Genomic DNA, 16,269 nt, shown 5'->3' with positions numbered 1-16,269 from the left:
ACTTATAAAGTGGTATTTATTTGATTTATAAATAAAAAGTCGGTTATTTTTTATTGAAATATATCAAAATTTTCACATTTTTTTTAAAATAAGCGGTCATTTACTGGAATTAAAGGGGGGCTTTTGGTTACAATAAGCCGTTTTAAATATCCTTGTTCACTCCTAATTCAATAGTATGACTAATTATTTAAATCATTGTTTTGGTTATGATTTATAACCTGAACAAGGAGTATACAGATTTGAGTTTTAAAATTAAGTGGATAGTGTAATTATGTATCTTGGTGTGTTGGAGAAAATTATCTATTTGTTTTTATAGAAGTTTTGACTGAACTTATATCGCTTAAAGAATAATAATTCGCTTGAAACTACTCAAACGAGAGATTACCGTAATGCCTACTCTATTACGGTAATTGTTGTGTTTAACCCAACGAAAAAGTAGTGCAAACAATATGATTACGATTAAAAAAGGCTTGGATCTTCCTATCGCTGGGAAGCCAGAACAAGTAATCCATAACGGTAATGCCGTTACTGAAGTTGCCTTGCTTGGCGAAGAGTATGTGGGAATGCGTCCTTCAATGAAGGTGCGTGAAGGTGATGTGGTGAAAAAAGGTCAGGTGCTTTTTGAAGATAAAAAGAACCCGGGCGTATTATTCACTGCCCCTGCAAGTGGTACTGTAACTGCGATTAATCGCGGAGCTAAGCGTGTGTTGCAATCAGTAGTGATTCAAATCGAAGGTGATGATCAGGTTACCTTTAACAAATATTCCGCCGATGAGCTTAAAAGTTTAACTTCCGAGCAAGTTCGTAAAAACCTACAAGCTTCAGGGCTTTGGACAGCACTTCGCGCCCGTCCATTCAGTAAAGTGCCAGCGGTTGATGCTGTGCCATCTTCAATTTTTGTTAATGCAATGGATACCAATCCATTAGCCGCTGATCCTGAAGTGGTGCTAAAAGCCCATTGGGAAGATTTCACCAATGGTTTAACCGTATTAAGCCGTTTACACGAAGGCAAATTGCATTTATGTAAAGCGGGCGACAGCAATATCCCAACGGTGGATTTACCGAATTTATCCATTCACGATTTCGGCGGTCCACACCCAGCGGGCTTGAGCGGTACACATATTCACTTTATCGATCCTGTGAGTGCAACGAAAACTGTGTGGTATCTAAATTACCAAGATGTGATCGCATTTGGTCGCTTATTTACCACGGGTGAACTTTATAATAGCCGTGTGATCTCATTGGCTGGCCCTCAGGTGAAAAATCCGCGTTTAATTCGTACACAACTAGGGGCGAATTTAAGTCAATTAACGCAAGGTGAATTGAAAGAGGGTGAAAACCGTATTATTTCAGGCTCAGTGTTAAGCGGTCATAAAGCGGAAGGTGCGGTAGATTATTTAGGGCGTTATGCGTTGCAGGTTTCCGTGATTGAAGAAGGGCGTGAGAAAGAGTTCTTGGGCTGGATTGCACCAGGGGCGAACAAATACTCTATCACCCGTACTGTGTTAGGTCATTTCGGACACAAATTATTCAATTTTACCACCGCACTTAATGGTGGACACCGTGCGATGGTGCCAATCGGTGCTTATGAGCGTGTAATGCCATTAGACATTATCCCAACTTTGTTGTTGCGTGATTTAAGTGCAGGCGATACAGACAGTGCACAAGCATTAGGTTGCTTAGAGTTAGATGAAGAAGATCTCGCACTTTGTACATTCGTGTGTCCGGGTAAAAATGACTACGGTCCAATGCTGCGTGCAGCCTTAGATAAGATCGAGAAGGAAGGTTAAAAATGGGTTTAAAACATCTTTTAGAGAAAATGGAACCTGCTTTTTTACCGGGTGGGAAATATGAAAAGTGGTATGCCCTTTATGAAGCAACGGCAACCTTTTTATATACACCGGGTACAGTAACAGCGAAGGCTTCTCACGTCCGTGATGCGTTGGATTCTAAACGTATGATGGTGTTGGTGTGGTTAGCCTTATTCCCAGCAATGTTCTACGGAATGTTTAATGTGGGATCACAATCTATTCTTGCATTAAGCGTGGGTGATTTTGCACAAAACTTAGCCCATAACGTGGATTCAAACTGGCATTTTGCCTTAGCAAACGCGTTAGGTTTAGTTTCACCCGATGCGGGCGTGCTAGCAAAAATGGCATTAGGTGCGATTTTCTTCCTGCCAATTTATTTAACCGTATTCCTTGTGGGCGGTTTCTGGGAAGTGTTATTTGCCACAGTGCGTAAACACGAAATCAACGAAGGTTTCTTCGTAACCTCTATTTTATTAGCTCTTATCGTTCCGCCAACCTTGCCATTATGGCAAGCGGCGTTAGCGACGACATTCGGGGTTGTAGTTGCCAAAGAAGTGTTTGGTGGCGTGGGTAAAAACTTTATGAACCCAGCCTTAGCAGGGCGTGCGTTTTTATTCTTTGCCTATCCCGCACAAATCTCAGGGGATTCTGTATGGATTGCCGCTGATGGCTTCTCTGGTGCGACCGCACTTTCACAATGGGCAACGGGCGGTCAAGGTGCATTAAAGCAAGTTACCACAGGTCAGCCAATTCAATGGATGGACGCATTCTTAGGAAATATCCCAGGTTCAATCGGGGAAGTTTCTACCCTTGCGTTGTTGATTGGTGCAGCGGTGATTGTGTTCGCACGCATTGCTTCTTGGCGTATTATCGCGGGCGTGATGCTCGGTATGATCGCGACCTCTACTTTATTTAATGTGATCGGTTCAGAAACTAACCCACTTTTCTCAATGCCTTGGCATTGGCATTTAGTATTGGGTGGCTTTGCGTTAGGTATGTTGTTTATGGCAACAGACCCAGTATCCGCTTCATTCACAAATAAAGGAAAATGGTGGTATGGTGCATTAATTGGTGCGATGGCAGTACTTATTCGTGTGGTAAATCCTGCTTATCCTGAAGGTATGATGTTAGCCATTTTATTAGCTAACTTATTTGCCCCAATTTTTGACTATCTGGTTGTTCAAGCAAATATCAAACGTCGGAGAGCGCGCAATGGCTAAGTTTAATAAAGATAGTGTTGGCGGAACAATCCTTGTTGTTGTTTTAGTCAGCTTAGTTTGCTCAATTATTGTCGCAACCGCTGCGGTTGGATTAAAACCGACGCAAAATGAGCAAAAATTATTAGATAAACAAAAAAATATCCTCAGTGTAGCGGGCTTATTACCTGCAAAAGCAAAAGGAGCAGAAATTAAAGACCTTTATGCGAAAAACATTGAGCCGAAAATTGTGGATCTCGCAACCGGTGATTATGTAAATAACATCACTAATTTCAATGCACGCGTGGCAGCGAAAGACCCTGCGGAAAGCATCGCAATTAACCCTGCAGACGATAAAGCGGGAATTAAAGTGCGGGCAAAATATGCTGAGGTTTATTTAGTGAAAGATGCACAGGGTAAAACCTCGCAAATTGTGTTGCCAATTTATGGTACAGGGTTATGGTCGGTAATGTATGGTTTTGTGTCTGTTGCACCTGATGCGAATACCATTAAAGGAATCACTTACTATGAGCAAGGTGAAACTGCAGGGTTGGGAGGCGAAATTGCTAACCCAAACTGGCAAAGACATTTTGTGGGTAAAAAACTCTTTAATGCACAAGATCAAGTGGCCATTAAAATTGGTAAAGGTGCGTCAGCAGACAAAGAACATGGTATTGATGGGCTTTCTGGTGCGACATTAACCACGAAAGGCGTTCAAGGTTCTTTCGATTACTGGTTTGGACGTAATGGTTTTGGGCCGTATTTAGATAAACTTAGAGCGGAGGCTAACTAATGGCTAATGCAAATATGAAAAAATTATTGTTATCTCCTGTGGTGAGCAACAACCCGATTGCGTTGCAAATTTTGGGTATTTGTTCAGCCTTAGCGGTAACAACGAAATTAGAAACCGCTGTTGTAATGGCGATTGCGGTGAGTTTAGTAACGGCGTGTTCAAGTTTCTTTATTTCTTGTATCCGTAACTACATTCCAAATAGTATCCGTATCATTGTGCAAATGGCGATCATTGCATCATTAGTAACCCTTGTGGATCAAGTGTTGCAAGCCTATGCTTATGAGTTATCTAAACAACTTTCCGTATTCGTTGGATTGATCATTACCAACTGTATTGTAATGGGTCGTGCAGAAGCTTTTGCAATGAAAGAGCCACCATTGGCAAGTTTTGTTGATGGTTTAGGTAATGGTATCGGCTACGGTGCAATCTTAATTATCGTTGCCTTTTTGCGTGAATTAATTGGTTCAGGCAAAATTTTCGGTATGACCGTGTTCCAAACCATCCAAGATGGCGGTTGGTATCAAGCAAACGGTTTATTCCTTTTAGCACCAAGTGCATTCTTTATTATCGGCTTCCTCATTTGGGGCTTGAGAACTTGGAAACCAGAACAGGTGGAGAAATAAGCAATGGAACATTATTTAAGTCTGTTTGTTAAGTCCATTTTTATTGAAAATATGGCACTTTCTTTCTTCCTTGGTATGTGTACATTCCTTGCGGTTTCAAAGAAAGTTTCAACCGCCTTTGGTTTAGGGATTGCGGTAATCGTAGTATTAGGCATTGCCGTGCCAGCTAACCAACTCGTTTATACCCATATTTTAAAAGATGGGGCATTGGTGGAAGGTATTGATTTAAGTTTCCTTCGTTTCATCATCTTCATCGGGGTGATTGCGGCATTGGTGCAAATCCTTGAAATGGTGCTAGATAAATTCTTCCCAGCCCTTTACAACGCACTCGGGATCTTCCTCCCACTCATTACGGTAAACTGTGCGATTTTCGGTGGCGTATCTTTTATGGTACAACGCGAATACAACTTTGCCGAGTCGGTGGTTTATGGTATCGGTGCAGGAACAGGTTGGATGCTTGCTATCGTGGCACTTGCAGGTTTAACTGAAAAAATGAAATATGCTGATATTCCAGCAGGCTTACGCGGTTTAGGCATCACCTTTATCACTGTAGGGCTAATGGCACTTGGCTTTATGTCATTTTCAGGTATTCAGTTATAAGAAGGGGATACTAAATGGAAATTATTTTAGGTATTGCAATGTTCACTGTGCTAGTGCTTGCTTTAGCGGTAATCATTTTATTTGCTAAATCAAAGCTCGTTAATTCAGGGGACATTACTATTGAAATCAATCACGACCCAAGCAAAGCCATTCATTTGCCAGCAGGCGGAAAATTACTCGGTGCATTAGCGAGTAAAGGTATTTTCGTTTCTTCTGCTTGTGGCGGCGGTGGCTCTTGTGGTCAATGTGTGGTGAAAGTAACTGAAGGTGGCGGTGATATTCTGCCAACCGAACTTTCTCACATTTCAAAACGTGAAGCCAAAGAAGGTTATCGTCTTGCTTGTCAGGTAAACGTAAAAAACAATATGCAAATCGAATTGCCTGAAGAAGTGTTTGGCGTGAAAAAATGGGAATGTACCGTTATTTCTAACGACAACAAAGCCACCTTCATTAAAGAACTCAAACTTCAAATTCCTGAAGGGGAAGAAGTGCCATTCCGTGCGGGTGGCTATATCCAAATTGAAGCTGAGCCACATACGGTTTATTACAAAGACTTCGATATTCCACAAGAATACCACGAAGACTGGGATAAATATAATCTATGGCGTTATGTGTCAAAAGTGGACGAGCCTATCGTGCGTGCTTACTCAATGGCTTCATACCCAGAAGAGAAAGGCATCATTATGCTTAACGTGCGTATCGCAACGCCACCACCAAGCAACCCAGATGCACCACCGGGTCAAATGTCCTCTTATATTTGGTCATTAAAACCGGGTGATAAAGTAACCATTTCTGGTCCATTCGGTGAATTCTTCGCGAAAGATACTGATGCAGAAATGGTATTTATCGGTGGGGGTGCAGGTATGGCACCAATGCGTTCACATATCTTCGACCAATTAAAACGTTTGAAATCAAAACGTAAAATGTCATTCTGGTATGGGGCACGTTCAAAACGTGAAATGTTCTATGTGGAAGATTTTGACACCCTCCAAGCAGAGAACGACAACTTCAAATGGTACGTGGCACTTTCTGATCCATTGCCAGAAGATAATTGGGACGGCTACACCGGCTTTATCCACAATGTGCTTTATGAAAACTATCTGAAAAATCACGAAGCACCAGAAGACTGTGAATACTATATGTGTGGGCCTCCAGTGATGAACGCAGCGGTAATCAAAATGCTCAAAGACTTAGGTGTTGAAGACGAAAACATCTTATTAGATGACTTTGGCGGTTGATGACGCTGTTAAATAAAGAAAAAGAGCGGTCAGATTTCTGACCGCTTTAGCCATTTTTAGCCACAGAAAATTAGCGATAGATTTATGTTAAGAAAAGTCAAAACGGTTTACAGCTGGGCCATCGCCTTACTCTTGGTGAGTAGCCTAACCGCCTGCCAAAAAGATCCTGAAATTGTTACCTTAAGCGGTAAAACAATGGGGACCACTTATCATATTAAGTATTTAGATAAGGGCATAAATACCGGACCGGAAATGATCCATCAGCAAATTGACCAACTGCTTAAGGAGGTCAATAATCAGATGTCAACTTATCAGAAAGATTCTGAACTTAGTCGTTTTAATCGCAGTAAAGAGATAAATAAACCTTTTGAGGTGTCTAAGGATTTTGCTGAAGTAGTGCAGGCGGCGATTCAGTTACATCAGAAAACGGAAGGTGCATTGGATGTTACGGTTGGACCATTAGTTAATTTATGGGGCTTCGGGCCGGAAAAACGATTGGATAAAGAACCAGCATCGGAAGAAATTGAAAAACGTAAGGCGTGGATAGGTATCGATAAATTATCTGTTTCTGAAATAGATGGAAAACCGGTACTCATTAAAAAAATACCGGAACTTTATGTTGATTTATCCTCAATTGCAAAAGGGTTTGGCGTTGATAAAGTTGCTTCTTATTTGGAAAGTATCGGTGTCAGCGATTATTTAGTTGAAATTGGTGGTGAAATTCATACTAAAGGGGTGAATGAAAAAGGCCAGGCGTGGCAAATTGCTATTGAAAAACCTGAATTTGATGGCTCTCGTGCGGTAGAACAGATTGTTGGATTAAGCAATTTATCTATGGCGACATCCGGTGATTATCGTAATTATTTTGAGGAAAATGGAAAACGTTTTTCTCACGAAATCGATCCTAAAACTGGTTATCCGTTACAACATAATTTAGCTTCAATCACTGTAGTTGATCCAAGCTGTATGATTGCTGACGGCTATGCAACCGGTCTATATGTTCTTGGTGCAGAAAAGGCATTGCAACTGGCTGAAAAAGATAATCTTGCAATTTATCTGATTGTTAAAACAGAAAAAGGATTTGAGGTTAAAATGTCATCAGCATTTGCAAAATTGTTGTACGATAATAAAGAAGGAGAGAAGTAATGAAATTATTTTTGATTACATTCGGTTTTTTTGTAGTTGTAATTTTTGCAATGGCAATCGGTTATATCATTAAACGTAAAACTATCAGCGGCAGCTGCGGCGGTATCTCTTCACTCGGCTTAGAAAAGGTATGCGATTGTCCAGAACCTTGTGACGCACGTAAAGCCAGAATGGCAAAAGAAGCAGAACGTCAAGCAAAACTGCAAGAAGCCGGTCGCATTTTATAATTTAATTCATAAGGTAATGCTATTAAGCGTTGTTCTGTGAATCGATAACATTAAGGAAAGAATATTGCTTTCCATTATGCCTTAATGGATATGTATAATTCGGTATGCATATCCTTTTTTAATTGTTTCGTTCCAAACATCAATACAAAATAGATTAATTCTCGGAATTATCTATTTTTATAGGTGTGGTTTGTATTGTTTTGGGAATAATTTTAATAAATCAATTATAAATTTGCACGTTAACACAAAGATAACGACAATGTTTGTGATTGTTTGCTATTTTGTTTGAGAGTTCTTAAGATAAGCGGATTTCATAGCATATTTATAGTTGTAAGCATAAAACAAAGGAAAAATAATGGCATTAATTTCAAAAACATTTACTGATCTAATGACAATATCACCACAACAATTTGCAGAAAACCAACAGAAAAAAGTGATTGTCGGAATGTCAGGAGGTGTAGATTCATCCGTTTCCGCCTATATTCTTCAGCAACAAGGCTACCAAGTGGACGGCTTGTTTATGAAAAATTGGGAAGAAGATGATGATACAGATTATTGTACGGCGGCGGCAGATTTAGCTGATGCACAAGCAGTATGTGATAAATTAGGTATAAAACTACATAAAATTAATTTTGCTGCGGAATATTGGGACAATGTATTTGAACATTTTTTGCAAGAATACAAAGTGGGAAGAACGCCGAATCCGGATATTTTGTGCAACAAAGAAATCAAGTTTAAAGCCTTTTTGGAATATGCCGCAGAGGATTTAGGTGCGGATTATATTGCCACAGGGCATTATGTGCGTCGTCGTGGCGATGATGAGAGTGCGCAGTTATTACGCGGTTTGGATGATAATAAAGATCAAAGTTACTTTCTTTACACATTGAGCCATAAACAGGTTGGACAAAGTTTATTTCCAGTAGGCGAATTAGAAAAGCCAGTAGTGCGTCAAATTGCAGAAGATTTAGGTTTGGTTACTGCTAAGAAAAAAGATTCTACCGGTATTTGTTTTATCGGAGAACGTAAATTCAAAGACTTCTTAGCTCGTTATTTACCGGCACAGCCAGGGGATATTCGTACGGTAGATGGTGAAGTTATAGGTCGTCACGAGGGGTTAATGTATCACACGCTTGGACAGCGTAAAGGTTTGCGTATCGGCGGATTGAAAAATGCCGGCGACGAGGCTTGGTATGTGGTAGATAAAGATTTGCAACATAATGAGTTGATTGTGGCGCAAGGTCATAACCATCCGCGCCTATTCTCTAGAGGGTTAATCGCCGGACAATTACATTGGGTTGATCGTAAGCCTTTAAAACAACCTTTGCGTTGTACAGTGAAAACACGTTATCGCCAGCAGGATGTGCCTTGTCAAATTATTCCATTAAATGATGATTTGATTGAAGTACGTTTTGATGAACCACAAATTGCGGTAACCCCCGGACAATCGGCAGTTTTCTATTTGGATGAGGTTTGTTTAGGTGGTGGTATTATTGAACAGCGACTAGCCTAAAGTAATGAGTTTCGTAAAGGGTTCGTGATGAACCCTTTAGTTTTATCGCCAAATAATGGTTGCTGGAATGATCTGATTTTTTACCGGTTCTTGTTTTAATAAACTTTGTACCATTGCAAAAAGCTGATGAGCAATTTTTTGGTGATTTTGTTGAATAGAATTGATTTTGAACGGTAGACAATTCAGCAACTCATAATCATCAAAAGTGGAAAGGTGCATTGTTCCATCAGACAGATGATGTAATAACTGTTTTTCATTTAGCCATCGAAGAACCCCTTCTAATAATGCGTATGAACCAGTAAATAATGCTTGTGGTAAACGCCCTAAGCGTTGATACAGTTGATCAAAAGCAAAGTAGGCGCTATCAGCATAGTAGGAAGTTTGCATAATCCAATCCGGATTTAACTGTAAATTCGCACGTTGCAATCCTTGTTTAAAGCCGTAAAGACGTGCTGTACTAGGACGTAATTCAGCTTGACCGCCTAGATAATAGATCTCATTTAAATGATATTGTCGGCATAAAGTATCAATAAGTTCAATAACAGCACTTTCATCATCCGTCACAATATAAGGCGTGAGGCTGTTTTGTGTAAAACGGTCGAGTTGAATGACCGGAACATTAATATTGAGCTGGCGATAATAATGCGCATCCGATTTAATCGGTGTTGTAATTAAAAGATCAATTTGACGATCCAATAAACGCTCAATAGCAATTAATTCCTGTTTAGCGTCCTCATCGGTACAGGCGATGATCAGTTGTAATCCATTATCACGACACAACTTTTCTAGGGTTTTTGTTGTTGTGGCAAAACCTAAATTAGAAAAATCAGGAATGACTAAACCGATAGTGTTACTACGCTGTGCCTGTAACGCCTTTGCTACACTATTGGCCTTATAGTGATGTTTTTTAGCAATTTCTAAAATTTTTGCTTGCGTTTCTGGCTTAATCCTAAAGTTATTTCCGTGTCCATTAAGCACCATACTGACGGTAGTTTTTGAAACACCACTTAATTCTGCAATATCTGCGAGAGTAAGCCGTTTATTGTTGATATTCATTAACCTCAATCCTTAATCGAAGTAAATTGGCGAAACTTTGGCACTTGCTATTTTGATTAAAGGCGATATCCATAATAGAGGCTGTTTCTTTTCAATAAAGAAACGGGAAGTCATTGCTTTTTCGCCATCATTTAAAAAGATTTCAATAATAGAATGATCAATAAAAATTTCAATCTTTTGTAGATTTTTAATTCGACAATAACGTTTTGTACCCCATTTCCGCATAGATTCAGATTGTTCACTATGTTCTCTGTTTAAACAGAAAATTCCGTTGTGATAACTGATTTCAAGATATTGATTCAGTTCGTTTTTGAATAATTGTAAGTCAAATGATTGGTTGTTGATTTCAAGTGTTAAGTAACTTTGTGACAGATAAGGAATTTCAATCTTTCCTTGTTGATGATGATGTATTGTGCCGATCTGTTGATAAACCTGTTTCACAGGACGTTGATAGATTTGGTTGTTTTGTAGCCAAAGTTGACGAGGCAAAGTTAGCATTGAATGCCATTGATATTGATCGGTAGGATACTGTAAATCAGGTAAACCGCACCAAGCGAATAGGATTTTACTGTCATCATTTAAGCCGGAAAAAGTTTGTGGCGCATAAAAATCAAATCCTTGATCCAGCTCGGAAAATATTTCTACTTGAAAATCAAGATGTTGTAATTTGCCAAGGGCATAAGTAGCGTGATAATTATTTTGAAATTGGGCTTGTTCCTGCTGCTTTCCTTGCGGTGACCAAATAAAGAGATCTTTATCTTTTAATTTAGAAAGATCAGGACATTCCCACATAAAAATATTTTTATTATCAAAGGGATGAAGAGCTAATTCGCCTAATAATTTTGGCGTGTCATTCAGATTATCCATTTCAAATAATAATGCTGTGCCGGAAAGATCTTGGCGTTGCGCGCCTAAAATAAAACGAATTTTGCCTTCATCAGTAAGGAACGGTTTCGGATCGCGGCAATGTTCAGTATAACCAACTGGTGGTTCGTGCAGTAAAACACGTTTTTCGAGTAATTTACCCTGTTTAGTAAAAATAGCGATATTTTGAAATGGAATACGTTGATTATCCGATTGACGGCGTGTGTTTCCGGTATAAAAAGCGACAATTTGATCTTGATAGAGAATCGCGCCGCCGGAGTAACAGCCGTGTGATTCAAATAGTTGATCCGGAATAAGCAACTCTGCCTGTTGAAAATGGATAAAATCTTTACTGCGATAATGTTGCCAATGTTTCATTCCGTGCAGCGCACCGAACGGATACCATTGGTAAAAAATATGATAATTTTCACCGTCAAAAACCAATCCGTTCGGATCATTTAATAAACCGGTCGGAGGTGCAAGATGATATTGTGGACGATGGTGATGATCACATTGTACTTGTGATGCTAATGTTGTTAATTCATTTTCTTTAGCTGCATATAGATTGCGATATTTGCCTTGATTAAAAATCATCATCTTCCCCCGAATGATAGAAAGTTATTGTGATTGAAGCTGTGTTTTTGTTGGCAATGCAGACATTGCACCTTTGGCGGTAGTGGCTAATCCACCGCAAAGATTTGCTTGTTGAATCGCCTGGACAAAAATATTTTGTTGTTGCCAGTGCTGATGTCGAGCTAATGCCTGCAACATACCACCGACAAAAGCATCACCGGCTCCAGTGGTGTCGATCACTTTTACTTTATTTCCAGCAACTTTTCCTTCAATAGCTTGATAAAAATAGTATGCACCCTTTGCTCCGAGAGTAACTAAAATTAATTTATCTGGATACTGTTGACGGGTTTTACGGATAGCCAAGCCCAGATCAGGCTCACCGCTTAGTAGACAAATTTCTTCTTCTGAAAATTTAATGACATCGGCGATAGCAATCATTTTGTTCACTTCATCAATCATTTGTTGTTGTGAAGGCCATAAACTAGGGCGAAGATTTGGATCAAAAGAAACAAATCCACCGGCTTGTTTAATTTGCTGTGCTGCTTGTTGTGTGGTGTGGCGTGATGGTTGGTTGATTAAAGCTATGGAACAGAAATGTAGCCATTCACCGGCAGAGAAATGTGGAAGATCTGATTGTTGTAAGAATTGATCCGCACTTGGATTGACCATAAAAGTAAAGGTTCTTTCACCGGTTTCGTCGAGATCAACAATCACGGTTGAAGTGCGATGATTATCATCGAGATGCATAAAATCAGTATTTACTTGTTCTTGCTGTAAAGTAGTTTTCAGAAATAGACCTAAAGGATCATTTCCAACTCTGCCAATAAAAGCACTGTTACCACCTAAACGTGCAATGGCAACGGCAACATTTGCTGGCGCACCACCTGGACAGCGTAAATAATGTTGTTCTCCATCCGGTAATAAATCGACAACGGCATCGCCTAAAACCCATACTGTATTCATAGGTAAAATCCTCTGTTGTTTTTTGAACAGTAAAATTGTAGCTAAACCGTTTTAGTTGAGCAATTATATTTGTTGATTTCTATTAAAAAGTGTTAACTGGATCACAAAAATGAAAACTAGTTTATGAATAAAATAGATTTTACTAAAACGTTTTAGCTATAATGCGTGCTGTTGATTACTTAACCAATCTACCCGGAGAGAAAACCTATGGATTTTCCAAAAATTGCAAAAGAGCTCATTGAGAAGTTGGGCGGAAAAGAGAATATCAGTGGTGTTGCACATTGCTCTACTCGTTTACGTTTAGTACTTAATGACGAAAGTAAGGCGGATAAGGAAGGCATTGAACAAATTGAAGGTGTGAAAGGTCAATTTGCCGTAGCAGGCCAATACCAAATTATTTTTGGTGCGGGTACGGTGAACAAAGTTCATGCCGCAATGACAGAAATTTTAGGATTAGGCGATATGACAAAAAGTGATGTCGCTAATTTAAGTGCTGAAAAACAGGGGTTGTTGCAGCGTTTAGTAAAAGGATTGGCGGATATTTTTGTGCCAATTATTCCGGCTATTGTGGCTGGCGGTTTGCTAATGGGGTTAGCGAACGTTTTTACCGCACAAGGTTTATTTATTGATGATAAATCCTTAATTGATGCTTATCCGAATTTGGCGGATCTTGCGGCAATGATTAATACCTTTGCCAATGCACCGTTTGTCTATTTGCCAATTTTATTGGCATTTTCGGCTAGCAGAAAATTTGGTGGTAATCCGTTTTTAGGTGCGGCATTGGGAATGTTGATGGTTCATCCGGATCTATTAAATGGCTGGGGCTTTAGCGCGGCGAGTCTTTCAGGTGATATTCCGTATTGGGATATTTTCGGTTTCCATATCGAAAAAGTGGGATACCAAGGCTCAGTATTACCGGTGTTGGCGGCAACGTGGATTTTGGCTAGATTGGAAAATGGTTTCCGTAAAATTATTCCATCCGTATTGGATAATTTATTAACACCGCTATTAGCCTTGTTTATTACCGGCATTTTAACCTTTACTTTTGTCGGACCAATTACACATAAACTTGGCTTTTTAATTGGAGATGGCTTAACTTGGTTATATGACACAACTGGTTTTATTGGTGGTGCTATTTTTGGTGCTTTCTATGCGCCAATTGTGATCACCGGTATGCATCAAACTTTTATCGCAATTGAAACCCAATTATTGGCGGATATGGCTCATACCGGTGGCACTTTTATTTTTCCTATCGCAGCAATGTCAAATGTAGCGCAAGGAGCTGCCTGTTTAGGGGTGATGTTCTTAATTAAAGATGCAAAAGTGAAGGGAATTGCACTACCATCCGGGATCAGTGCTTTATTAGGGATTACTGAACCGGCAATGTTTGGGGTGAACCTCAAATATCGTTACCCATTTATCGCGGCAATGGTGGGTTCCGGCGTTTCCAGTGCGTTTATCGCTTTGTTTAATGCGAAAGCGCAGGCATTAGGTGCAGCTGGTTTACCCGGCATTATTTCAATTAAACCAGATAGTATCGCTGTATATTGTATTGGTATGTTGATTTCATTTGTGATCACTTTCTCACTAACATTATTATTAGGCTTAAGAGCACAACGTAAAGCAAAATAAAATTACTGATTTTAGCGTTGTTAAAGATCAAGGTAATACAATTATCTTGATCTTTTTTATAAAAAAAATTAACTTTATGTTAGTTTTTTTCACTAAAAAGAGCAGGTTTAAATAGTGATATGTTCTTAATTGAAACTACTTGTAGTTTATTTCACTAAAATTACCACTTTATTTTAGTGTTTTCTACTAGATAAATTTAAATCATATTTAAGATTTTACTTTTATTATCAAATAAATAGCGTTGACTAATATAACTATTCGATTATATTAAGGTTTCCTATAACAAAATAAAGATAAGTCCTTTAGGAGGGCGGAATGAGTAGTAATACAGCAAAAACAACAAGAGAAACTTTCTCGGGGCGTAAAGCGTTTATTTTAGCGGCTATTGGTTCGGCAGTAGGATTGGGGAATATTTGGCGTTTTCCTTATACCGCTTATGAAAATGGGGGTGGTGCATTTATTGTACCTTATATTATCGCATTGTTAACGGCAGGGATTCCTTTACTTTTTTTGGATTATGCCATCGGACATAGACACCGTGGTTCTGCGCCATTAGCGTTTAGACGTTTGCATAAGAACTTTGAGATTTTTGGTTGGTGGCAGGTATTAGTTAATGTCATCATTGGAATCTATTATGCGGTAGTACTTGGTTGGGCAGCGTGTTATACCTATTTTTCTATAAATGGTGCTTGGGGGGATAAGCCGATAGATTTCTTTATTGGTGAGTTCCTTAAAATGGGCGATATTACACAAGGCGTCAGTTTTGAATTTGTTGGTATGGTTGTTGGTCCTTTAATTGCGGTATGGTTGGTGGCGTTAGCCGTGTTAGCATTGGGTGTGCAAAAAGGTATAGCTAAATCATCCAGTATTTTAATGCCACTTTTGGTGGTAATGTTTGTAATTTTGGTTATTTCAGCGCTTTTCTTGCCGGGAGCTAGTAAAGGTTTGGATGCGTTATTTACTCCTAATTGGGATAAATTATCCGATCCGAGTGTCTGGATTGCAGCTTACGGACAAATTTTCTTTTCTTTATCTATCTGTTTCGGCATTATGATTACTTATTCTTCCTATTTGAAGAAAGATTCAGATTTAACCAGTTCTGGATTGGTGGTTGGCTTTGCAAATAGTAGTTTCGAATTATTGGCTGGAATTGGTGTTTTTGCAGCTTTAGGTTTTATGGCTGTAGCAAGTGGACAACAAGTGCACGAAGTAGCAAAAGGCGGAATTGGTTTAGCATTTTTTGCGTTCCCAACGATTATTAATAATGCACCATTTGGTTCAATACTAGGTGTGCTATTTTTTGGTTCACTTACTTTTGCCGCATTGACTTCTTTTATCTCAGTTATTGAAGTGATTATTGCGTCAGTGCAAGATAAATTAAAACTTGGACGTGTTGTTTCAACCTTCATTGTAGGTATTCCGATGATGGTTCTTTCTGTTTCTTTATTCGGTACAACAACAGGGTTACCAATGTTGGATGTGATGGATAAGTTTGTTAACTACTTCGGTATTGTTGCGGTAGCGTTTTGTTCATTGGTTATTATTGTGTCCAATGAAAAATTAGGATTGTTAGGAAACCATCTTAACAAAACCTCTTCTTTCAAAGTTGGCTTTATTTGGCGTTTGTGTATCGTTGTTACAACAGGTATTTTAGCGTTTATGCTATTTACTGAAGGTGCAAAAGTGTTCCGCGAAGGTTATGAAGGTTATCCAAACTGGTTTGTAGATATATTCGGTTGGGGAATGGCATTCGGATTGGTGGTAGTCGCCTTCCTATTAACACATTTACCTTGGAAAAATGAAGAAAAATTTGAGGAGGACACAGAATGAGTACGACAGCAATCATTATGATGATTATCTCGCTTGTGATCATCTGGGGTGGTTTATTAATTTCCATTAAACGATTACCTAAAGAATAACTAATTGAAAATAAAAAAGTTTAAGCCATATAATTCAATGTTTTTCGTTGGAGATATGGCTTTTGTTTCTAAAGTATGGAATAGATAAACTGTTGTAAAAAACATCAATTAAAAAATA

At 39.0% G+C, this 16,269-nt stretch carries 15 protein-coding genes; 12 read left to right on the top strand and 3 right to left on the bottom strand.

The genetic code is table 11. The features are described 5' to 3' along the window. The first annotated feature begins 449 nt into the window (after window positions 1-449). The 9 genes from P375_RS06770 (at window position 450) to mnmA (ending at window position 9,144) form a co-directional block, all read left to right on the top strand. Window positions 450-1,790 (top strand): Na(+)-translocating NADH-quinone reductase subunit A, encoded by a 1,341-nt coding sequence (locus P375_RS06770; protein WP_039135708.1) that lies wholly within the window; start codon window positions 450-452, stop codon window positions 1,788-1,790. Window positions 1,791-1,792: 2 nt separating this feature from the next. Further along, window positions 1,793-3,031, top strand: a complete 1,239-nt coding sequence (locus P375_RS06765) for an NADH:ubiquinone reductase (Na(+)-transporting) subunit B (protein ID WP_039086715.1) — start codon at window positions 1,793-1,795, stop codon at window positions 3,029-3,031. Then, window positions 3,024-3,800, top strand: a complete 777-nt coding sequence (locus tag P375_RS06760) for a Na(+)-translocating NADH-quinone reductase subunit C (RefSeq protein ID WP_017805505.1) — start codon at window positions 3,024-3,026, stop codon at window positions 3,798-3,800. The genes P375_RS06765 and P375_RS06760 overlap by 8 nt, the downstream gene beginning before the upstream one ends. After that, on the top strand, window positions 3,800-4,423 hold the full coding sequence (locus P375_RS06755; RefSeq protein ID WP_017805504.1) for an NADH:ubiquinone reductase (Na(+)-transporting) subunit D: 624 nt from the start codon (window positions 3,800-3,802) through the stop codon (window positions 4,421-4,423). Before P375_RS06760 ends, P375_RS06755 begins: the two co-directional genes overlap by 1 nt. A 3-nt stretch (window positions 4,424-4,426) precedes the next feature. Continuing rightward, window positions 4,427-5,023 carry an NADH:ubiquinone reductase (Na(+)-transporting) subunit E gene (gene nqrE, locus P375_RS06750; protein ID WP_017805503.1) on the top strand — a complete coding sequence of 199 codons (597 nt, stop codon included), beginning with the start codon at window positions 4,427-4,429 and terminating at the stop codon, window positions 5,021-5,023. 14 nt (window positions 5,024-5,037) lie between these two features. After that, a complete protein-coding gene (gene nqrF, locus P375_RS06745; RefSeq protein ID WP_035688947.1) occupies window positions 5,038-6,261 on the top strand; it encodes an NADH:ubiquinone reductase (Na(+)-transporting) subunit F in 1,224 nt (407 codons plus the stop codon). A gap of 84 nt (window positions 6,262-6,345) precedes the next feature. Beyond that, a complete protein-coding gene (locus tag P375_RS06740) occupies window positions 6,346-7,407 on the top strand; it encodes an FAD:protein FMN transferase (RefSeq protein ID WP_052121814.1) in 1,062 nt (353 codons plus the stop codon). After that, window positions 7,407-7,634: a (Na+)-NQR maturation NqrM gene (gene nqrM / locus P375_RS06735; RefSeq protein WP_013745912.1), complete on the top strand. Its 228-nt coding sequence runs from the start codon at window positions 7,407-7,409 to the stop codon at window positions 7,632-7,634. Before P375_RS06740 ends, nqrM begins: the two co-directional genes overlap by 1 nt. 355 nt (window positions 7,635-7,989) lie before the next feature. Then, a complete protein-coding gene (gene mnmA / locus P375_RS06730) occupies window positions 7,990-9,144 on the top strand; it encodes a tRNA 2-thiouridine(34) synthase MnmA (RefSeq protein ID WP_039135706.1) in 1,155 nt (384 codons plus the stop codon). A 42-nt stretch (window positions 9,145-9,186) separates the two neighbouring features. Here mnmA and P375_RS06725 read toward each other — a convergent pair whose 3' ends face one another. Genes P375_RS06725 through P375_RS06715 form a run of 3 tightly spaced genes read right to left on the bottom strand, consistent with a single transcriptional unit; the run spans window position 9,187 to window position 12,600 of the window. Continuing rightward, window positions 9,187-10,200 carry a LacI family DNA-binding transcriptional regulator gene (locus P375_RS06725; protein ID WP_039135704.1) on the bottom strand — a complete coding sequence of 338 codons (1,014 nt, stop codon included), beginning with the start codon at window positions 10,198-10,200 and terminating at the stop codon, window positions 9,187-9,189. 12 nt (window positions 10,201-10,212) lie between these two features. After that, complete coding sequence (locus P375_RS06720) at window positions 10,213-11,661, bottom strand: glycoside hydrolase family 32 protein (RefSeq protein ID WP_039135703.1); 1,449 nt, start codon at window positions 11,659-11,661, stop codon at window positions 10,213-10,215. A gap of 21 nt (window positions 11,662-11,682) precedes the next feature. Continuing rightward, window positions 11,683-12,600, bottom strand: a complete 918-nt coding sequence (locus P375_RS06715; protein ID WP_039135701.1) for an aminoimidazole riboside kinase — start codon at window positions 12,598-12,600, stop codon at window positions 11,683-11,685. Window positions 12,601-12,807: 207 nt separating this feature from the next. On the opposite strand from P375_RS06715, the gene P375_RS06710 reads away from it, so the two are divergent. The 3 genes from P375_RS06710 to P375_RS12175 all read left to right on the top strand — a co-directional run bounded on the left by P375_RS06710 (window position 12,808) and on the right by P375_RS12175 (window position 16,151). After that, window positions 12,808-14,232 (top strand): sucrose-specific PTS transporter subunit IIBC, encoded by a 1,425-nt coding sequence (locus tag P375_RS06710; protein WP_039135700.1) that lies wholly within the window; start codon window positions 12,808-12,810, stop codon window positions 14,230-14,232. 315 nt (window positions 14,233-14,547) lie between these two features. Next, window positions 14,548-16,062: a sodium-dependent transporter gene (locus P375_RS06705; protein ID WP_039135698.1), complete on the top strand. Its 1,515-nt coding sequence runs from the start codon at window positions 14,548-14,550 to the stop codon at window positions 16,060-16,062. Next, the gene (locus tag P375_RS12175; protein WP_039088854.1) at window positions 16,059-16,151 is read left to right on the top strand and encodes a methionine/alanine import family NSS transporter small subunit; all 93 of its coding nucleotides are present in this window, start codon (window positions 16,059-16,061) and stop codon (window positions 16,149-16,151) included. The genes P375_RS06705 and P375_RS12175 overlap by 4 nt, the downstream gene beginning before the upstream one ends. The last annotated feature ends 118 nt before the right edge of the window (window positions 16,152-16,269 follow it).

It is taken from the genome of Gallibacterium genomosp. 2 (genome assembly GCF_000771895.1).
In the GTDB taxonomy this organism is placed as follows: Bacteria; Pseudomonadota; Gammaproteobacteria; order Enterobacterales; family Pasteurellaceae; genus Gallibacterium.
The sequence above is the reverse complement of the archived record's forward strand: the minus strand, read 5'-3'. Positions and strand labels throughout refer to the sequence as shown.